The 18,642-nt window shown below is 71.0% G+C and carries 16 protein-coding genes; 9 read left to right on the top strand and 7 right to left on the bottom strand.

Annotated elements, in window-relative coordinates; translation table 11 throughout:
• Nucleotides 1-30: 30 nt before the first annotated feature.
• Entirely contained in the window at nt 31-3,183 is a 3,153-nt protein-coding gene (locus ACFYYB_RS06310; protein ID WP_389433508.1) for an NACHT domain-containing protein, read from the bottom strand.
• A 129-nt stretch (nt 3,184-3,312) separates the two neighbouring features.
• Here ACFYYB_RS06310 and ACFYYB_RS06305 point away from each other — a divergent pair, with 129 nt between their 5' ends.
• From ACFYYB_RS06305 to ACFYYB_RS06295, 3 genes are read left to right on the top strand one after another with little or no spacing between them, the layout of a single operon-like run.
• The gene (locus tag ACFYYB_RS06305) at nt 3,313-4,212 is read left to right on the top strand and encodes a sterol desaturase family protein (RefSeq protein ID WP_389433506.1); all 900 of its coding nucleotides are present in this window, start codon (nt 3,313-3,315) and stop codon (nt 4,210-4,212) included.
• Nucleotides 4,209-4,934, top strand: coding sequence for a lysoplasmalogenase (locus tag ACFYYB_RS06300; RefSeq protein WP_389433505.1), 726 nt, complete (start codon nt 4,209-4,211; stop codon nt 4,932-4,934). The genes ACFYYB_RS06305 and ACFYYB_RS06300 overlap by 4 nt, the downstream gene beginning before the upstream one ends.
• Before the next feature lie 18 nt (nt 4,935-4,952).
• Nucleotides 4,953-5,996, top strand: coding sequence for a zinc-dependent alcohol dehydrogenase family protein (locus ACFYYB_RS06295; RefSeq protein ID WP_389433504.1), 1,044 nt, complete (start codon nt 4,953-4,955; stop codon nt 5,994-5,996).
• A gap of 93 nt (nt 5,997-6,089) precedes the next feature.
• Here the strand turns inward: ACFYYB_RS06295 and ACFYYB_RS06290 are convergent, their stop codons facing one another.
• Nucleotides 6,090-7,637 (bottom strand): S8 family serine peptidase, encoded by a 1,548-nt coding sequence (locus ACFYYB_RS06290; protein WP_389433503.1) that lies wholly within the window; start codon nt 7,635-7,637, stop codon nt 6,090-6,092.
• 276 nt (nt 7,638-7,913) lie between these two features.
• Between ACFYYB_RS06290 and ACFYYB_RS06285 the strand changes: the two genes are divergently transcribed.
• From ACFYYB_RS06285 to moaA, 3 genes are all read left to right on the top strand, one after another.
• Nucleotides 7,914-8,288 carry a DUF485 domain-containing protein gene (locus ACFYYB_RS06285; RefSeq protein ID WP_389433502.1) on the top strand — a complete coding sequence of 125 codons (375 nt, stop codon included), beginning with the start codon at nt 7,914-7,916 and terminating at the stop codon, nt 8,286-8,288.
• Nucleotides 8,285-9,940, top strand: a complete 1,656-nt coding sequence (locus ACFYYB_RS06280; protein ID WP_389433501.1) for a cation acetate symporter — start codon at nt 8,285-8,287, stop codon at nt 9,938-9,940. The genes ACFYYB_RS06285 and ACFYYB_RS06280 overlap by 4 nt, the downstream gene beginning before the upstream one ends.
• Before the next feature lie 196 nt (nt 9,941-10,136).
• The gene (gene moaA / locus ACFYYB_RS06275; protein ID WP_327307420.1) at nt 10,137-11,126 is read left to right on the top strand and encodes a GTP 3',8-cyclase MoaA; all 990 of its coding nucleotides are present in this window, start codon (nt 10,137-10,139) and stop codon (nt 11,124-11,126) included.
• Between the two features lie 49 nt (nt 11,127-11,175).
• Here moaA and ACFYYB_RS06270 read toward each other — a convergent pair whose 3' ends face one another.
• On the bottom strand, nt 11,176-11,415 hold the full coding sequence (locus tag ACFYYB_RS06270; protein WP_389433500.1) for a hypothetical protein: 240 nt from the start codon (nt 11,413-11,415) through the stop codon (nt 11,176-11,178).
• A 157-nt stretch (nt 11,416-11,572) separates the two neighbouring features.
• The gene (locus ACFYYB_RS06265) at nt 11,573-11,851 is read right to left on the bottom strand and encodes a DUF3099 domain-containing protein (protein ID WP_389433499.1); all 279 of its coding nucleotides are present in this window, start codon (nt 11,849-11,851) and stop codon (nt 11,573-11,575) included.
• 232 nt (nt 11,852-12,083) lie between these two features.
• Here ACFYYB_RS06265 and ACFYYB_RS06260 point away from each other — a divergent pair, with 232 nt between their 5' ends.
• Complete coding sequence (locus ACFYYB_RS06260) at nt 12,084-12,362, top strand: GlsB/YeaQ/YmgE family stress response membrane protein (RefSeq protein WP_389433498.1); 279 nt, start codon at nt 12,084-12,086, stop codon at nt 12,360-12,362.
• 94 nt (nt 12,363-12,456) lie between these two features.
• Here the strand turns inward: ACFYYB_RS06260 and tyrS are convergent, their stop codons facing one another.
• The 3 genes from tyrS to ACFYYB_RS06245 all read right to left on the bottom strand — a co-directional run bounded on the left by tyrS (nt 12,457) and on the right by ACFYYB_RS06245 (nt 16,784).
• Entirely contained in the window at nt 12,457-13,722 is a 1,266-nt protein-coding gene (tyrS, locus tag ACFYYB_RS06255; protein ID WP_389433497.1) for a tyrosine--tRNA ligase, read from the bottom strand.
• Between the two features lie 141 nt (nt 13,723-13,863).
• On the bottom strand, nt 13,864-15,264 hold the full coding sequence (locus ACFYYB_RS06250; protein WP_389433496.1) for a metallopeptidase TldD-related protein: 1,401 nt from the start codon (nt 15,262-15,264) through the stop codon (nt 13,864-13,866).
• Nucleotides 15,261-16,784 carry a TldD/PmbA family protein gene (locus ACFYYB_RS06245; RefSeq protein ID WP_389433495.1) on the bottom strand — a complete coding sequence of 508 codons (1,524 nt, stop codon included), beginning with the start codon at nt 16,782-16,784 and terminating at the stop codon, nt 15,261-15,263. The genes ACFYYB_RS06250 and ACFYYB_RS06245 overlap by 4 nt, the downstream gene beginning before the upstream one ends.
• Before the next feature lie 186 nt (nt 16,785-16,970).
• Here ACFYYB_RS06245 and fabG point away from each other — a divergent pair, with 186 nt between their 5' ends.
• Nucleotides 16,971-17,690, top strand: a complete 720-nt coding sequence (fabG, locus tag ACFYYB_RS06240) for a 3-oxoacyl-[acyl-carrier-protein] reductase (RefSeq protein ID WP_250742229.1) — start codon at nt 16,971-16,973, stop codon at nt 17,688-17,690.
• A 5-nt stretch (nt 17,691-17,695) separates the two neighbouring features.
• The gene (gene fabI, locus ACFYYB_RS06235) at nt 17,696-18,469 is read left to right on the top strand and encodes an enoyl-ACP reductase FabI (protein WP_389433494.1); all 774 of its coding nucleotides are present in this window, start codon (nt 17,696-17,698) and stop codon (nt 18,467-18,469) included.
• The last annotated feature ends 173 nt before the right edge of the window (nt 18,470-18,642 follow it).

The following is an 18,642-nucleotide window of genomic DNA, read 5'->3' as shown; positions in this document are numbered from 1 at the left end:
CACCGGCCCGGGGCGCCCGCCCGGAGCGGCTCAGTCCCTGCGGACGAGCCGCTCCGGCGGGATCAGCTCCGTACCCCTCACGTGCGTGCCCCGGCGCAGCTCGATCACCAGCCGCTCCACGGGCGCGAGCGGAGACAGGTCCACGGTCCCCAGGCATTCGCTCAGCACGAGCCGGCGCAGCTCCGGGAACTCGCGCAGCGCCTCCAGCGACCCCTCCAGCGCGCACCGGATCAGCACGAGCCGGCCGAGACGTTCGTACGGCAGGAGCGCCCCGGCCGATACGGGCGCCGCGTGCCGGATCTGCAGGGCGGTCAGCCCCCTGAGCGGCAGCGAACGCACCAGCTGCCGGTACTGGCCGCTGCCGGCGACCGTCAGTTTCTCCACCCGCGGCCACCGCTCGATCCCGTCGAGCGTCATCCGGCGGGCCCCCTGCCACAGGTGCAGCGCGGTCAGCGAGTCCGCGGCGGGCACGTCCCCGATCCGCCGCTGCTCCGGCTCGAAACCGATGACCAGCGAGCGCAGGTCCGCCGCCCCCGCCAGGGGAGCGAGCGAGAGGTCGTCCCGGAGGTAGCCGAAGGCGAGGCTGTCCGCCCGCAGTTCGGACACCACCTCGATCCCGGTGACCTGCGGGCAGTCCAGGACGCCCAGGTGCCGCAGCGAGGACTGCCCGGCCAGCGGCGACAGATCGGCCAGCCCCGGATTGCGGTGCAAGGTCAGCGACTCCAGGTCCCGCCGCCCCGCGATCTCCGGCGGAACGGGGCCGTCCCAGGTGACGTGGAGCCGGCGGACGTGCCGGAGCCGTTCCAGGGCCCGCAACTGTCCGGGCGTCCGCACGTGCAGGTGGGCCGTGGTCATGGGGGCGCCCGCGAGCACCGCGTCCGCGTACGCCTCCACGGGGAACCGCCCCCAGGCGTCGGAGAGTTCGCGGGCGGCCTCGTAGCGGTCGTCCGTCCGGAAGCCCGCGATCACCTGGAGCGCCCGGTCGCCGCCGACGAGCGCCGCCGTACGGATCGTCGCGGCCGCCTCGGCCTCGACGAGCCCGGCCGGCTCCGGCAGCAGTTCCAGTACGAGCTCCCCCGCCTTGGCCAGTTCCTCGGCCTGGCCCGGGGAGCGCGGGGGCAGCAGGAGCGCGGTCCGGGCCGTCACCTCGCGCCGGACCTCCGGATCCAGCTCCGGCGCGTGTTCCAGACAGGCGGCCGCGAGCAGCACGAGCCGGCTGCGGTCGGGTTCCGACCGGTCGGCCCGCTCCAGCAACTGCCGCAGCAGATAGGAGCGTTCATCGGGCCGGGCGTGTCCCACGGCCATCCGGACCACGTTGTCCCAGGTGTACTCGTGCGCATGGCTCACCAGGACGCCGAAGTCCCGCGCCTCCACGGCCGCCTTGGCGCCGAGGTAGTCCTGGAAGGTCTGGTGGACGAACAGGACCGAGCCCGGTACCGGTTCCCGGAGCAGCCCGCTGCGGATCAGCAGGTGCTGGAATACCGTCTGCGCGTCGGCCTGGGCCTTGACCTGGGGCATGGAGTCGAGCGATTCGGTGATCATCCCGATCGCCTCCTCGGCGGAGGCCTCCACCTGCCCGTTGCGGATCAGCCAGTACGCGAGGCGCTGGAGCAGCAGGGTCTGCTCGTCCCGGCTGAGGTAGACCCCCTCGACCCCGGAGATGTCCCGTTCGCTGTCGCGGCGGATCAGCAGCATGTCCAGAGCCGTGTCGTAGAGCTCCTTGCGGGCCCGGGGCAGATGCATCCGGCGGTCCCGGTTCAGCGCGCACAGCAGGGCGCACATGAGCGGGTTCGTCGCCAGCCTGCCCAGGTCCCGGCGCGATCCCACGGCCTCCAGGAGCGCCGTCTCGTACCGGTCGAGCAGTTCCCGCTCCGGCCCCTCGTCCTCGCCGTCCGCCTCGCCCCGGGCGGAGGCGTGCCAGTGCGTGATGAAGGCGCCGACGTCGTCGCGGTCCATCGGCAGCAGGGCCAGGGAGGTGAAGCCCTGGGCGGTCAGCCAGTCCTCGGGCACGGCCGAGTGCCGGGTGGTGACCACGAAGCGGGCCGCCGGGTACGCGGTGAGCAGGTCCCGCAGCCAGGACTCGGTCCGGTCGCGCAGCCGCGGAGGCATCTCGTCCACTCCGTCGATCAGCACCAGCGCCCGCCCGGCGGCCAAGAGCCCGGTGATCCAGCCGTCCGGAGGCAGCAGCGGGACGCCCGTCGCGCCGAGCCAGTCCTGCGGCCGGGGCAGCCCGGCGGGGGAGTTGAAGGAGCGCAGCGGCAGGACGAAGGGGACCAGGCCGTTCCAGTCCGGCAGCTGGGCCGTGAAGCTGCTGCGGGCCGCGTTGAGGGCCAGCCATTTCACCAGGGTGCTCTTGCCCGAGCCGGCCGGGCCGCGCAGCAGGACCCGCTCCGTCGCGTTCAGCGCCACCTCGGCCTTCACCGAGCTCTGCAGGCCGGGTTCCTCGAGGAACTCCCCGCCGCTGACGGCGAGGCTGATGTAGGCGCGGTCCAGGGACCAGTCCTGGCGGTCCTGGCTGAGCGTCAGCCCGTACAGCTGGACCCGCCCCTGGGCCCCGGCGACGTACTGGGCGTACCGCTCCTCGAAGACCGAGAAGGCCTCGGCCGCCTCGGTGACCTCTTCCGCGGGCTCGGTGATCCCCGCGGCCCCGGCGGGCCGGTCGGGCTCGGCGGCCCCGGTGGGCCGGGCGGCCCCGGCGGCCTCCGCGGCCGGCGGACCGGAAGGGTCCCCCTCGTCGAAGGCGGCCGCCGCCTCCGCCGCGGCCGATGGGCCGTCCTGCGGGGAGGAGCCCCGCTCCGCCGCCGCGCGGCCCTCGAGGCACAGGACGAACAGTTCCCGGTAAGCGGCCTCCGCCGCGGGGCCCAGCTCCGCGGGCGGCGGGGGCACGGGCACGGCCGAGGGGCCGGCGGCGGCCAGGAGGAGGGCCCCGGTCTCCTTCGGGCTGAGCGCGGCGAACGCCCTGCGGACCGCGTCCACCGCGCCCGCCCGGTCGGCTCCGTCGAGTCCCGCGCTCGCTTCCTTCAGCAGGCCGACCAGCCTGTGCGCGCGGCGCAGCCGTTCGCGGCCGTCCTCCCGCACTGGCCTGAACCTGGGTATCCCCGGCGGCCGGGCCCGCATCACCGTCCGCGCCACCGCGTCCGCCGCCTCTAAGAGGATCTCTTCGAAAACCGCTTCGTGCCCCATCTCCCACGCCCTCCCCTTGGCCCGGACACCCTCACCCGGAAGCATCTCGTGAACCGTCGGTAACACCGATGGATACCGATCGGTAACAACCCCTAGCCGAGCCCCCGAACCCGCCTCTATGGTGCGGACATGCCGAACCTGCCCGATGTCGTGCTGTGGTCCATACCCGCCTTCGTCCTGCTCACCGTGATAGAGCTCGTGAGCTACCGCATCCATCCCGACGAGGACTCCGCCGGGTACGAGACCAAGGACGCCGTCACCAGCCTCGGCATGGGGATCGGCAGCCTCGGCTTCGACTTCCTCTGGAAGATCCCGATCGTCGCGATCTACACCGCGGTCTACGAGCTCACCCCGCTGCGCGTCCCCGTCCTGTGGTGGACCGTTCCGCTGATGCTGCTCGCCCAGGACTTCCTCTACTACTGGCAGCACCGCGGCCACCACGTCATCCGGATCCTGTGGGCCTGCCACGTCGTCCACCACAGCAGCCGCAAGTTCAACCTCACCACCGCATTGCGCCAGCCCTGGACCAGCGCCACCTCCTGGCCGTTCTACCTCCCGATGATCGCGCTGGGCGTGCACCCGGCGGCCATCGCGTTCTGCTACTCGGTCAACCTCGTCTACCAGTTCTGGATCCACACCGAGCGCATCGACAAGCTGCCCCGGCCGATCGAGTACGTCTTCAACTCCCCCTCCCACCACCGCGTCCACCACGCCTCCCAGGGCGGCTACCTGGACCGGAACTTCGGCGGCATCCTGATCGTCTGGGACCGGATGTTCGGCTCCTGGGTGGGGGAGACCGACAAGCCCGTCTTCGGCCTCACCAAGAACATCGGCACCTACAACCCGCTGCGCGTCGCCACCCACGAGTACGCCTCCATCGCCCGGGACGTACGCGGAGCCGCCACCTGGCGCGAGCGCGCCGGACGCGTGTTCCGCGGCCCGGGCTGGCAGCCCGCGCAGGCCGAGCAGCCCGCGCAGGCCGAGACGGCCACGACCTCGCCCGCGCCCGCCCCGGAGCACGCCGCGTGAGCGCCGCCGGACCCGCCGAGCGCGCGCAGTCCCGTACGCCCTCCTGGGCGCGCCCCGCCGTCCTCCCGGGCTCCGGCTCCGCCGGCCGGGCGCTGCTCGCGGCCTTCGCCGTCGCCACCGCCCTGGACCTCGGATCCCTGCTGGCGGACTGGCACCCCGGGCACCTCATCGCCAAGCCGCTGCTGATGCCGCTGCTCGTCGCCTACGTCATCACCCGACGCGCCCCCCGTCTGCTGATCGCGGCCCTGCTGTTCGGCTGGGGCGGCGACCTGGCCCTGCTCTTCGACGCCGATCCCGCCTTCCTGATCGGCATGGGCTCCTTCGCCGCCGGGCACGTCTGCTACCTCGTGCTCTTCGGCCGCCGCCGTACGGGCCCCCTGCTCGGGGCCGCGTACGCCGCCGCGCTCCTGTCCACCGTCACGCTGCTCTGGGGCGACCTGCCCGCGGACCTGCGGATCCCGGTCGCCGGGTACAGCCTGCTGCTCACCGCCATGGCCTACCGCTCCAGCGCCCTGGGGCTCCGGGCCGGGCTCGGCGGGGCGCTGTTCCTGCTCTCCGACACGCTCATCGCCACCGGGGTCGCCGAGTGGCCCCAGCTGCCCCGCGCCGACTTCTGGGTCATGGCCACCTATGTGGCGGCCCAGTACCTGCTGGCCACGGGAGCACTCGCGCCGGAGCGGGCGTACGGTAGGGAGGCCCTACAGGGCTCAACCATTTCCTAGCCGGAGGACTGCACCACCATGCGCGCCACCGTCATCCACGCCCCGCACGACATCCGCGTGGAGGAGGTGCCCGACGCTGCGATCCAGCGCCCCGAGGACGCCGTCGTCCGCGTCCTGCGCGCCTGCATCTGCGGCAGCGACCTCTGGGCCTACCAGGGTGTGGCCAAGCGCCAGCCGGGCCAGCGGATCGGGCACGAGTTCCTCGGCGTCGTCGAGGAGACCGGCTCCGCCGTCTCGGGCCTGAGCGCCGGAGACCTCGTCGTCGCCCCCTTCATGTGGTCCGACGGCACCTGTGCCTACTGCGTCGAGGGTCTCTACACCTCCTGCGAGCACGGCGGCTTCTGGGGCTCGGTCGGCCACGACGGCGGCCAGGGCGAGGCCGTCCGCGTCCCGCACGCCGACGGCACGCTCGTGAAGCTGCCCGCCGACGCCGTCTCCGACGACCACCTGCTGACCGCGCTGCTCGCGCTGTCCGACGTCATGGGCACCGGCCACCACGCCGCGCTCGGCGCGGGGGTCCGCGAGGGCTCCACGGTCGCCGTCGTCGGCGACGGCGCGGTCGGCCTGTGCGGGGTCCTGGCGGCCAAGCGCCTGGGCGCCGACCGGATCATCGCCCTGGGCCGGCACACCGCCCGTACGGACATCGCCAAGCTCTTCGGGGCCACCGACGTGGTCGCCGAGCGCGGCGAGGCGGCCGAGGCGGCCGTGCGCGAGCTCACCGGCGGCCAGGGCGCCCACTCCGTCATCGAGGCGGTCGGCACCGAGCAGTCCATGCGCACCGCGGTGAACATCGCCCGCGACGGCGGGGCCATCGGCTACGTCGGCGTGCCGCACGGCAGCGGCACCGGCCTCGACCTCGGTGTCATGTTCGACCGCAACCTCACCCTGCGGGGCGGGGTCGCGCCCGTCCGCGCGTACATCCCCGAGCTGCTCGCGGACGTGCTCAGCGGTGCGATCGACCCGTCGCCGGTCTTCGACCGGGCCGTCACCCTGGACGAGGTCCCGGAGGGCTACCGGGCGATGGACGACCGCAGCGCGCTCAAGGTCATGATCAAGCCCTGACGGCGTAGGAGAGCGGCAACGCGGCAACGCGAGGAAGGGCCGGGCGGGATGTTCCCCGCCCGGCCCTTCCGCGTTTCAGCGGATTCGGCCGGCTTACTTGACGGCCTTCAGCGCGTCGACCACGCCGTAGCCGTCGTAGCCGTTCTGGCCCCACTTGCTGTTGCAGGTGGTGGCGTCGATCAGCACGCCCGTGGCGTCGTAGACCTTCTCGGGGCAGGCCGTCTTCGTGGCCTGGACCTTGAGGAGCAGCTGGAGCTGCGCCGGGGTCGCCCACGGGTGGCGGCTCTTGAGCAGGGCCGCGACACCGGCGACGTGCGGGCCGGCCATCGAGGTGCCCTGCTTGTAGCCGTAGCCGCCGCCCGGGAGGGTGGACAGCACGCGGCCGTTGGCGTCCGGGGTGGCGGGTATCTGCCACTTGTCGCCGCCGGGGGCCGTGACGTCGACGACGCCCAGGCCGTAGCTGGAGTAGTACGACTTGAAGCCCTTGTCACCGGTCGCGGCGACCGTGACCACGCCCGGGAGCTGGGTGGGCATGTCCAGGCAGACGTGCGGGTCGATCGTGCGGGGCACCGGGGTGGCGTCGTCGGGGCTGGTGTCGTCCACGATGGCGTCGGACGCCAGGTCGTGGTTCGAGTTGCCCGCCGAGGCCACGCTGAGGACGCCCTTGCGCTCGGAGTACTGCGTCGCCCGGCTGAGGGCCTCCACCAGCGCCTTCTGGTCGTCGTCCGACTTGCAGTTGTAGAGCCAGGGGTCGACGTAGTAGCTGTTGTTGGTCACCTCGATCCCCTTCTCGGCGGCGAACATGAAGGCGCAGACGACGGCCTCGGTGTAGAAGAGGCTGGTCGCCGGCTCGCTCACCTTGATCGCGGCCACCTGCACGCCGGGCGCGACACCGCTGATGCCGACCCCGTTGCGCGGGGCCGCGATGGTGCCCGCCACGTGGGTGCCGTGGTCGCTGCCGTCGGCGTACGGGCGCCAGGCGCCCTCGGTGGTGTCGGCGACGCCGCCGACACAGTTGGCGGACTGGCCCTTGGAGAAGTTCGGGGCGAGATCCGGGTGAGTGTCGTCGACACCCGTGTCGATGACGCCCACCGTCACGTTCCGGCTGCCATCGTTGATCTTGTGAGCCTGGTCGGCCTTGATCGCGCGCAGGTCCCACTGGTTGGACTCCAGGGGCTCCTGTCCGGGCTCGGCCTGCGCGGAGGCCTTGGCGGCGTCCGCGTCGCTGAGGCGCTGCGTCGACCCCTCCTCGTCGGTCTGCACGACCGACAGGGGGGCGACGCGGGTGGCGCCGACCGAGGCGAACAGGCTCCGCTGGCCGCGCAGCTGCTTGGCGAAGTCCGGGTTCTGCGAGTGGGCTACGACCACTCCGATCTGCTCATATGCGATCACCACGGTGCCACCGGCACGTTCGATCGACTTCTTCGCCTGCTTCACGCTTCCGTACGAGGTCAAGTTGGCCACGTAGGACAGCTTGGGGCCGGAGGTGTCGGGCGTGGCGGTGGCCGAGGCGTCAGCCGTGATGCCGAGCGGAGCGGCGGAGGCCGCGACCGAGGGCAGGAAGGCGAGCGAGGCCGTGAGCGCCAGGCCGACCGGAACGGCGAGAGCGCGCCGCCGGTTACCGGTTCCCAGATGAGCCATGGGTTCTCCACATCATCGTGAAAAAGCCGTGCGGGCGCGGTCGCGCCCGACGGGTTCATGTCACGTGAACCTAGTGCCGACGTTCGACTTCGCGCCATTAGTTCGAGGAATCAGTTCGAGGAATCAGTTCCCAAAGAAACAAACAGGTGTTGAACCGCCCCGACGCGCCGGCCGTGCCGTTGACAGGGGGATCGGCACCACCGTCCCCACACGGAGGTTGTTTTGTCCGCCGTCCCCGCTGTCCCCACCGCCCCCGCGTCACAAGGAGAGTCCCCCGTGACCACCGAAGCAGCGCCGCCCCCGGGCAGCGCGGGAACGCCGCCGGCGAGCCCCGCGGCCCCCACGGCCGAAGAGTTCGTACGCGTCCAGCAGAGCGCGGAGTTCGCCGAACTGCGCCGCGCCCACCGCTCCTTCGCCTTCCCGCTCACCGTGGCGTTCATCGCCTGGTACCTGCTCTACGTCCTGCTCTCCAACTACGCGGGCGACTTCATGGGGACGAAGCTCTTCGGCAACATCAACGTCGCCCTCGTGCTGGGCCTCGGCCAGTTCGCGACGACCTTCCTCATCGCCTGGCTGTACTCGCGCCACGCGGCGACCCAGCTCGACCCCAAGGCCTCGGCCATCAAGGCAAGGATGGAGGCCGGCGAATGAGCGCCCCGCTCTACGTGGCGGTCGCCGGCGCGGCCACGGCGGGTACGACCACCGCCGCCGGCGCCTCCGAGCACCGACCGCTGATCATCACCCTGTTCGGGGCGTTCGTCATCGCCACCCTGGCCATCACCATCTGGGCCGGACGCCAGACCAAGGACGCCGCCGACTTCTACGCGGGCGGCCGCCAGTTCACCGGATTCCAGAACGGCCTGGCCATCTCCGGCGACTACATGTCCGCCGCGTCCTTCCTCGGCATCGCCGGAGCCATCGCGCTCTTCGGCTACGACGGCTTCCTCTACTCGATCGGCTTCCTCGTCGCCTGGCTGGTGGCCCTGCTCCTGGTCGCCGAGCCGCTGCGCAACTCCGGCCGCTACACGATGGGCGACGTGCTCGCGTACCGGATGCGCCAGCGCCCCGTGCGCACCGCCGCCGGCACCTCCACCATCGTGGTCTCGATCTTCTACCTGCTCGCCCAGATGGCCGGCGCCGGCGTGCTCGTCTCGCTGCTCCTCGGCATCACCAGCGACTTCGGCAAGGTCGTGATCGTCTCGCTGGTCGGCGTCCTGATGATCCTCTACGTCACCATCGGCGGGATGAAGGGCACCACCTGGGTCCAGATGATCAAGGCCGTGCTGCTCATCGCGGGCACCCTGCTGATCACCTTCCTGGTGCTGTGGAAGTTCAACTTCAACATCTCCGACCTGCTGGGCAAGGCCGCCGACAACAGCGGCCAGGGCGTGAAGTTCCTGGAGCCGGGCCTGAAGTACGGCAAGGACTCGCTCTCGAAGCTGGACTTCCTCTCGCTGGGCCTCGCCCTGGTCCTGGGCACCGCCGGCCTGCCGCACATCCTGATCCGCTTCTACACGGTCCCCACGGCCAAGGCCGCCCGTAAGTCCGTGAACTGGGCCATCGGCATCATCGGCTCCTTCTACCTGATGACGATCGTCCTCGGCTTCGGCGCCGCGGCCCTGCTCAAGCGGGCCGACATCATCGCCTCCAACAAGGCCGGCACCACCGCGGCCCCGCTGCTCGCCCAGGAGATCGGCGGCGGCTCGGGATCCACCGGCGGAGCCGTCCTGCTCGCCGTGATCTCGGCGGTGGCCTTCGCCACGATCCTCGCGGTCGTCGCGGGCCTGACGCTGGCCTCCTCCTCGTCCTTCGCGCACGACATCTACGTGAACGTGATCCGCAAGGGCAAGGCCACGGAGAAGGAAGAGGTACGGGCGGCCCGCTGGTCCACCGTGGTCATCGGAGCGGTCGCCATCGGTCTCGGCGCCCTGGCCCGCGACCTCAACGTGGCCGGCCTCGTCGCCCTCGCCTTCGCGGTCGCCGCCTCCGCCAACCTGCCGACGATCCTCTACAGCCTCTTCTGGAAGCGCTTCACCACCCAGGGCGCGCTGTGGTCGATCTACGGAGGCCTGATCTCCTCGGTCGTCCTGGTGCTCTTCTCGCCGGTCGTCTCCGGCAAGCCCACCTCGATGTTCAAGGGCGCCGACTTCTACTGGTTCCCCCTGGAGAACCCCGGCATCATCTCCATCCCGCTCGGCTTCCTGCTGGGCTGGCTGGGGACCGTCCTGTCCAAGGAGAAGGCCGACCCGCAGAAGTTCGCCGAGCTCGAAGTCCGCTCACTGACCGGAACCGGCGCGCACTGACACGCTGCGCCTCAGTGAATCAGTACGAACACCCAGCGTGGCCGTGTCGTATTTCCCTACGACACGGCCACGTCCCGTCTCGTTCATTCGGGCACCCCTACAAGTCATGCGTGTCGCGTAGGCTCGTTGATAGCGCTCGTACTCTCATCCATCACGGCGCAAACCTCTATAAACCGGACAGGGGAGGGGGCTTACAGTGCTTCTCGACACCTACGGCCGCGTAGCCACTGACCTGCGCGTCTCACTCACCGACCGGTGCAATCTGCGCTGCACCTACTGCATGCCCGAGGAGGGTCTGCAGTGGCTCGGCAAATCGGATCTGCTCAGTGACGACGAGATCGTCCGCCTGATCCGCATCGCGGTCACCCAGCTCGGCATCAAGGAAGTCCGCTTCACCGGCGGCGAACCGCTGCTCCGCCCCGGCCTCGTCGGGATCGTCGAGCAGTGCGCGGCCCTGGAGCCCCGCCCCAAGATGTCGCTGACCACCAACGGCATCGGCCTCAAGCGCACCGCACAGGCCCTCAAGGCCGCCGGCCTGGACCGGGTGAACGTTTCCCTGGACACCCTGCGGCCCGAGGTCTTCAAGACCCTGACCCGGCGCGACCGCCACAAGGACGTCATCGAGGGCATGGCGGCCGCCCGCGACGCCGGCCTCACCCCCGTCAAGGTCAACGCCGTGCTGATGCCCGGACTCAACGACGACGAGGCCCCCGACCTGCTGGCCTGGGCCGTCGAGAACGAGTACGAGCTCCGCTTCATCGAGCAGATGCCGCTCGACGCCCAGCACGGCTGGAAGCGCGACGGCATGATCACCGCCGGCGACATCCTGGAATCCCTGCGCACCCGCTTCACCCTCACCGAGGAGGGTTCCGAGGAGCGCGGCTCCGCCCCGGCCGAGCGCTGGGTCGTCGACGGCGGCCCGGCCACCGTCGGCGTCATCGCCTCGGTCACCCGCCCCTTCTGCGGAGCCTGCGACCGTACGCGCCTCACGGCCGACGGCCAGATCCGTACGTGCCTCTTCGCCACCGAGGAGTCCGACCTGCGCGCCGCCCTGCGCTCGGGCGCCCCGGACGAGGAGATCGGCCGCCTGTGGAAGGTGGCGATGTGGGGCAAGAAGGCCGGGTCCGGCCTCGACGACCCGACCTTCCTGCAGCCCGACCGCCCGATGTCGGCGATCGGCGGCTGATCCCCGCACCGCCCCGGCGGTCTCGAGCGAACCCGAGGGCTCGCGGTGGCTACGGCCGCTGCGAGCCCTCGGGCGCTTCCCACGCGTCGAGCTTCACGACGTCCTTGAGGAAACCGCGGACCCCCAGGAACTGGGACAGGTGCTCGCGGTGCTCCTCGCACGCCAGCCAGGTCTTGCGGCGCTCGGGGGTGTGCAGCTTCGGGTTGTTCCACGCCAGGACCCAGACGGCCGCCTCGCGGCAGGCCTTGGCGGAACAGGTGGGCGCGTCCGCGGCGGAAGAGTCGTTCATGAGTGCGTCTAGGGGAGTCACGGCTCAACCCTAAGACGGAATGGCGACGCCGAGCAGCCACGGGGGGAGCTGCCCGGCGTCGGTCCGTCGCTCCGACGGGGGATGCGGAGCGCGTAGGCAGTATGTCACGCAGGACCCGGTGCGGTGCACTGGAACTTCATGATTGATCTGAGCTTTTCTTGAGGTTTCCGTCACCCAACGCGGGGTGTACGGGTGCCGGAACGAAGTGGGACGGCAGGGAGGGCGTCGATTCGCGCCCCGCGTTGGCGATGACCACCGCGATGTACGGCAGCAGCGCCCCCGCGACGAGCGTCACGACGGCCACGGGCCGCTGCACGTTCCACAACACGATGGTCGCGATGACCGACAGGGTGCGGATCAGCATCGAGATCACGTACCGGCGCTGGCGGCCCCTTACGTCCTCGGCGAGGCTCATCCGCGCGCCCGTGATCCGGAAGACCTCGGACCCGTTCCGCTTCGTCCGCTCCACAACCCACCACCCGATCGATCGCCGGGCACTCCCCGGCCCGGACGCCTCCACGGTACGCCGCGTGCCCGCCGACGGGCAGAGGGGGTGTCCCCCGAATGGAGGTGCCCGAAATGCGCAGTAGGCCGGACGGGTCGAGACTGGGCCCACATGCGCACAACGCGCCAGGAGGAGGCTCGACATGGGTTGGTTGTGGGCGATCATCGTCGGCTTTGTACTGGGACTGATTGCCCGGGCGATCCTGCCGGGCAAGCAGCACCAGCCCCTTTGGCTGACCACCATCTTCGGCATCATCGGCGCCGTCCTCGGCAACGCCGTGGCCACGTGGATCGGCGTCAACGAAACGCGCGGCGTCGACTGGATCCGGCACCTGCTGCAGCTCGCCGGCGCCGTCGTGGTGGTCGGGCTCGGCGATCTGATCTACAGCTCGCTGCGCGGCAACAAGAGGCAGATGACCTGAGGGCTCCCGCCCACTTCGTGGCGGAGCACGACGCAGGGGCTGGCCCGGACGATACGTCCGGACCGGCCCCTGCGTCGTACCGTCGAGCCGGCGACTAGCCGGTTACCTCGACGGCCGCCAGGTTCTTCTTGCCGCGGCGCAGCACCAGCCAGCGCCCGTGCAGCAGGTCCTCCTTGGCGGGGACCGCGTCCTCGGAGGCGACCTTCACGTTGTTCACGTAGGCGCCGCCCTCCTTGACGGTCCGGCGGGCGGCCGACTTGCTCGCGACCAGTCCGGTCTCCGCCAGCAGATCGACGACCAGGCCCGGCTCCGCCACCTTCGCGTGCGGCAGCTCGGACAGGGCCGCGGCCAGCGTGGCCTCGTCCAGGTCCGCCAGCTCGCCCTGGCCGAACAGCGCCTTGGACGCCGCGATCACGGCGGCGCACTGATCGGCGCCGTGCACCAGCGTGGTCAGCTCCTCCGCCAGCGCCCGCTGGGCGGCACGCGCCTGCGGCCGCTCGGCGGTCTGCGCCTCCAGCGCCTCCAGCTCTTCCCGGGTCTGGAAGGACAGGATGCGCATGTAGGTGGAGACGTCACGGTCGTCCACGTTCAGCCAGAACTGGTAGAACGCGTACGGGGTGGTCATCTCCGGGTCGAGCCAGACGGCGCCGCTCTCGGACTTGCCGAACTTGGTGCCGTCCGCCTTGACCATCAGCGGGGTCGCGATGGCGTGGACGTGCGCGTCCGGCTCCACCCGGTGGATCAGGTCGAGACCGGCCGTCAGGTTGCCCCACTGGTCGGACCCGCCCTGCTGGAGCACGCAGCCGTGGCGGCGGTACAGCTCCAGGAAGTCCATGCCCTGGAGCAGCTGGTAGCTGAACTCCGTGTAGCTGATGCCCTGGTCGGACTCCAGCCGCTTGGCGACCGAGTCCTTCGTCAGCATCTTGTTCACGCGGAAGTGCTTGCCGATGTCCCGGAGGAACTCGATGGCGGACAGGCCCGCCGTCCAGTCCAGGTTGTTGACCATGAGCGCCGCGTTCTCGCCCTCGAAGGACAGGAACGGCTCGATCTGGGTGCGCAGGCGCGTCACCCAGTTCGCGACGGTCTCCGGGTCGTTCAGGGTGCGCTCGGCGGTCGGGCGCGGGTCGCCGATCTGCCCGGTGGCCCCGCCGACCAGCGCCAGCGGACGGTGGCCCGCCTGCTGGAGCCGGCGCACGGTGAGGACCTGCACCAGGTGACCCACGTGCAGCGAGGCCGCCGTCGGGTCGAAGCCGCAATAGAACGTGACGGGACCGTCCGCGAAGGCCTTGCGCAGCGCTTCTTCATCGGTGGACTGGGCGAACAGCCCGCGCCACTTCAGTTCGTCGACGATGTCCGTCACGGTTCTGGGTCTCCTTGAACGAGATGCAACGAGGTGAAACGAGGTGAAACGGAAAGCTGAGGGTTTCCCCGCCAGTCTAGGCGGGGAAGGCCCGCACCTCTCACGCTTTGTTGATCCATCCCGTTGGTCGGACGCCGTTGATCAGACTCCCTTGCTGACCGAGCTCATGTTGAAGTCCGGGATGCGCAGCGCCGGCATCGCCGTCCTGGTGAACCAGTCGTTCCATTCGCGCGGCAGGGTCTTCTCGGTCCGGCCGGCCTCCGAGGCCCGCGACAGCAGGTCCACGGGGGACTCGTTGAACCGGAAGTTGTTGACCTCGCCGACGACCTGGCCGTCCTCCACCAGGTAGACGCCGTCCCGGGTCAGCCCGGTGAGCAGCAGCGTCGCCGGGTCCACCTCGCGGATGTACCAGAGGCAGGTCAGCAGCAACCCGCGCTCGGTGGCGGCGACCATCTCCTCCAGCGACTTCTCCCCGCCGGCGTCCAGGATCAGGTTCCCGAACGACGGGGCGACCGGCAGCCCGGTCAGTTCCGCCGTGTGCCGGGTCGTGGTCAGCCGGGCCAGCTCGCCGTCCTTGATCCACTCGGTCGCCGGGACCGGCAGGCCGTTGTCGAAGACGGAGGCGTCGTCCCCTGAGCTGTGCGCGATCACGAACGGCGCGGACTCCAGGCCCGGCGCGTTCGGGTCGCTGCGCAGGTTCAGCGGCAGCGGGGAGAGCCGCTCGCCGAGCCGGGTGCCGCCGCCGGGCTTGGAGAAGACCGTCCGGCCCTCCACCGCGTCCCGGGCCGCCGCCGACCACATCTGGTAGATCACCAGGTCGGCCACGGCCGTGGGCGGCAGCAGCGTCTCGTACCGTCCGGCCGGCAGGTCGATCTTCCGCTCCGCCCAGCCGAGCCGGACGGCCAGCTCCGCGTCCAGCGCGGTCGGGTCCACGTCCTTGAAGTCCCGCGTCGCCCGGCCGGCCCAGGCGGAGCGCTGGCGGTCCGGGGACTTCGCGTTGAGCTCCAGGGTGCCGTTGGGCTGGTCGTGCCGCAGGCGCAGCCCCGTAGAGGTGCCCACGTAGGTGGAGACCAGCTCGTGGTTGGCGAACCCGTACAGCTCGCGGCCGCCCGCGCGGGCCCGGGCGAAGGCCTCGCCGAGGGCCGGGGCGAAGTCCGCGAACACCGCCGAGGAGGTCTCGGCGGGGGCGTCGGCGAAGTCCGGCGAGGACGGGGTGCCGGTGACCAGCGGCCGGGCGTCCTCCGCCGGTCCGGCGCCGCGGGCGGCCGCCTCGGCGGCCCGGACCAGCGGCTCCAGTTCCGCGGCCGTGACGGCGGAGCGCGAGACGACCCCCGAGGCCGTGCCCTCCTTGCCGTCGACGGTCGCGATGACCGTGAGGGTCCGGCCGCGGGTGACCCCGTTGGTGGTCAGGGCGTTGCCCGCCCAGCGCAGGTTCGCGCTGGACTCCTCGTCGGCGATGACGACGCAGCCGTCCGCGGTGGACAGCTCCAGCGCGCGCTCGACGATCTCGTGGGGCTTGGTGGTACGAATCGACGAGCTCATCGCCCGGCCTCCTGCGTGGTGTTCAGGATGTTCACGTCGCGGAACAGGGCGGACGGGCAGCCGTGCGAGACCGCCGCGACCTGGCCCGGCTGGGCCTTGCCGCAGTTGAAGGCGCCGCCCAGGACGTAGGTCTGCGGACCGCCGACCTTCTCCATCGAGCCCCAGAACTCCGTGGTCGTGGCCTGGTACGCGACGTCGCGCAGCTGCCCGGCGAGCTTCCCGTTCTCGATGCGGAAGAAGCGCTGCCCGGTGAACTGGAAGTTGTAGCGCTGCATGTCGATGGACCAGGAGCGGTCGCCGACCACGTAGATCCCGCGTTCCACCCCGCCGATCAGGTCCTCGGTGGAGAGTCCGCCCGGATCCGGCTGGAGCGAGACGTTCGCCATGCGCTGGACGGGCACGTGCCCGGGGGAGTCGGCGTAGGCGCAGCCGTTGGAGCGGCCCAGGCCGGTCAGCTTCGCGATCCGCCGGTCCGTCTGGTAGCCGGCCAGGGTGCCGTCCTTGACCAGGTCCCAGCTCTGGGCCTCGACGCCCTCGTCGTCGTACCCGATGGTCGCCAGCCCGTGCTCGGCGGTCCGGTCGCCCGTCACGTTCATGATCGGGGAGCCGTAGGCGAGCTTGCCCAGCTGGTCGAAGGTGGCGAAGGAGGTCCCGGCGTACGCGGCCTCGTAGCCCAGCGCCCGGTCCAACTCGGTGGCGTGGCCGATGGACTCGTGGATGGTGAGCCACAGGTTCGAGGGGTCCACGACCAGGTCGTAGCGACCGGCCTCGACGCTCGGCGCCCGCATCTTCTCGGCGAGCAGCCCGGGGATCGCCTCCAGTTCGGAGTTCCAGTCCCAGCCGGTGCCCGTCAGGTACTCCCAGCCGCGCCCGGCCGGCGGGGCGATGGTGCGCATCGAGTCGAACTCGCCCGTGGAGGCGTTCACGGCGACGGCGGTGAGCTGCGGGTGGATGCGGACCCGCTGCTGGGTGGTGGAGGTGCCCGCGGTGTCGGCGTAGAACTTGTTCTCGTGGACCGCGAGCAGCGAGGCGTCCACGTGGGCCACCCCGTCGGCCGCCAGGAGACGCGCGCTGAAGTCGGCGAGCAGCGCGGCCTTCTCCGTGTCCGGCACCTCGAAGGGGTTCACGTCGTAGGCGGAGATCCAGGTCTTGTCGGCGTGCACCGGCTCGGCGGCGAGCTCGACCCGCTCGTCCGATCCGGCCGCCTTGATGATCTGGGCGGAGAGCTTCGCCATGGCCACGGCCTGCGAGGCCACCTTGGCGGCGGCGTCCATGGTCAGGTCCACACCGGAGGCGAACCCCCAGCTGCCTCCGTGCACCACGCGGACCGCGTAGCCGAGGTCCGTGGTGTCGGAACCGCCGGAGGGCTTGGCGTCGCGCAGCCGCCAGGAGGCACTGCGGATGCGTTCCAGCCTGAAATCGGCGTGATCGGCGCCCAGCGCGCGCGCCCGCGCGAGCGCCGCGTCGGCGAGCGCCCGCAAGGGCAGCGCGGTGAAGGCCGCGTCGATGGAATGGGGCACGGAGGTCCTCCCGGGGGGTTGGGGCAGCTGGCACGATCATGTCGCGCCGGGGCTCGCGGTGCCTACATCTTTCTGTAGGGACTCGACAGAGCGCGTACCGAGGCCCTGTCGGAGCCGGATTCTCCGGAAGGGGTACTTGACCTATAGGTTTTTGGTATTCAGACCGCTAGTCGAAAGGGTGATCCGTTGAGCCGCTCGGTTCTCGTCACCGGAGGTAACCGGGGCATCGGCCTCGCCATCGCCCGAGCCTTCGCGGAAGCGGGGGACAAGGTCGCGATCACGTACCGGTCGGGCGAGCCCCCCGCGGAGCTCACGGCCCTGGGCGTGCTGGCGGTCCGCTGCGACATCACGGACTCCGACCAGGTCGACCAGGCCTACAAGCAGGTCGAGGACGCGCACGGCGCGGTCGAGGTCCTGGTGGCCAACGCCGGCATCACCAAGGACACGCTGCTGATGCGTATGTCCGAGGACGATTTCGCCTCGGTGGTCGACACCAACCTCACCGGCACCTTCCGGGTGGTCAAGCGCGCGAACCGCGGCATGCTCCGTGCCAAGAAGGGCCGCGTCGTCCTGATCTCCTCGGTCGTCGGCCTCCTCGGCTCGGCCGGTCAGGCCAACTACGCCGCCTCCAAGGCGGCGCTGGTCGGCTTCGCCCGTTCCCTCGCCCGCGAGCTGGGCTCCCGCAACATCACCTTCAACGTCGTCGCGCCCGGCTTCGTGGACACCGACATGACGAAGGTGCTCACGGACGAGCAGCGGGCCGGCATCGTCGGCCAGGTGCCCCTGGGCCGCTACGCGCAGCCCGAGGAGATCGCGGCCGCGGTCAGCTTCCTGGCGTCCGACAACGCCGCGTACATCACTGGTGCCGTCATTCCCGTTGACGGCGGATTGGGCATGGGTCACTGATCACCATGAGCGGAATTCTCGACGGCAAGCGCATCCTCGTCTCCGGGGTGCTGATGGAGTCGTCCATCGCCTTCCACGTCGCCAAGCTGGCTCAGGAGCAGGGCGCCGAGGTCATCCTCACGGCGTTCCCGCGCCCGACGCTGACCGAGCGCATCGCCAAGAAGCTGCCCAAGCCCGCGAAGGTGATCGAGCTCGACGTCACCAACGACGAGCACCTGGCCCGCGTGGAGGAGCTCGTCCGCGCGGAGCTCGGCGGCCTCGACGGCGTCGTCCACTCCATCGGCTTCGCGCCGCAGGACGCGCTGGGCGGCAACTTCCTGAACACCCCGTTCGAGTCGGTCGCCACCGCCATGCACGTCTCGGCGTTCTCGCTGAAGTCGCTGACCATGGCCTGCAAGCCGCTCTTCCCGGAGAACGAGGGCGCCGCGGTCGTCGGCCTCACCTTCGACGCGCAGTACGCGTGGCCGCAGTACGACTGGATGGGCCCGGCCAAGGCCGCCCTGGAGGCCACCAGCCGCTACCTCGCCCGTGACCTGGGCAAGGAGAAGATCCGCTGCAACCTGATCTCGGCGGGCCCGATCGGCTCGATGGCCGCGAAGTCCATCCCGGGCTTCTCCGGCCTGGCGGACATCTGGGACCAGCGCTCCCCGATGGACTGGGACATGGCGGACCCGGAGCCGGCCGCCAAGGGCGTCGTCGCCCTGCTGTCGGACTGGTTCCCCAAGACCACCGGCGAGATCATCCACGTCGACGGCGGTCTGCACGCCGTGGGTGCCTGACCTTCGCGCGCTCCGCGTTCCGCCCGATCCCGATCCGGGCGGCCCGTTCCATCCGTACGGCGGCGGCCGCGTCTTCCCTTCCGGGAGGCGCGGCCGCCGCCGTTTCGGTGTGCGGGGTGGGGACCGTACGGGGTGACTCGATCAGATGTCCGCCCCCGGACCGGATCTTCCCG

It is taken from the genome of Streptomyces sp. NPDC002886, from assembly GCF_042888445.1.
Lineage (GTDB): Bacteria > Actinomycetota > Actinomycetes > Streptomycetales > Streptomycetaceae > Streptomyces.
This window is presented reverse-complemented; position numbering and strand designations above follow the sequence as displayed.

Excerpts from the sequence above, each read along its gene's own strand:
- ACFYYB_RS06290 (WP_389433503.1), bottom strand. The coding sequence starts at position 7,637 with ATGGCTCATCTGGGAACCGGTAACCGGCGGCGCGCTCTCGCCGTTCCG.
- ACFYYB_RS06295 (WP_389433504.1), top strand. The coding sequence starts at position 4,953 with ATGCGCGCCACCGTCATCCACGCCCCGCACGACATCCGCGTGGAGGAG.
- ACFYYB_RS06250 (WP_389433496.1), bottom strand. The coding sequence starts at position 15,264 with ATGAGCTCGTCGATTCGTACCACCAAGCCCCACGAGATCGTCGAGCGC.
- ACFYYB_RS06305 (WP_389433506.1), top strand. The coding sequence starts at position 3,313 with ATGCCGAACCTGCCCGATGTCGTGCTGTGGTCCATACCCGCCTTCGTC.
- ACFYYB_RS06270 (WP_389433500.1), bottom strand. The coding sequence starts at position 11,415 with ATGAACGACTCTTCCGCCGCGGACGCGCCCACCTGTTCCGCCAAGGCC.
- ACFYYB_RS06260 (WP_389433498.1), top strand. The coding sequence starts at position 12,084 with ATGGGTTGGTTGTGGGCGATCATCGTCGGCTTTGTACTGGGACTGATT.
- ACFYYB_RS06310 (WP_389433508.1), bottom strand. The coding sequence starts at position 3,183 with ATGGGGCACGAAGCGGTTTTCGAAGAGATCCTCTTAGAGGCGGCGGAC.
- ACFYYB_RS06265 (WP_389433499.1), bottom strand. The coding sequence starts at position 11,851 with ATGAGCCTCGCCGAGGACGTAAGGGGCCGCCAGCGCCGGTACGTGATC.
- ACFYYB_RS06280 (WP_389433501.1), top strand. The coding sequence starts at position 8,285 with ATGAGCGCCCCGCTCTACGTGGCGGTCGCCGGCGCGGCCACGGCGGGT.
- fabI (WP_389433494.1), top strand. The coding sequence starts at position 17,696 with ATGAGCGGAATTCTCGACGGCAAGCGCATCCTCGTCTCCGGGGTGCTG.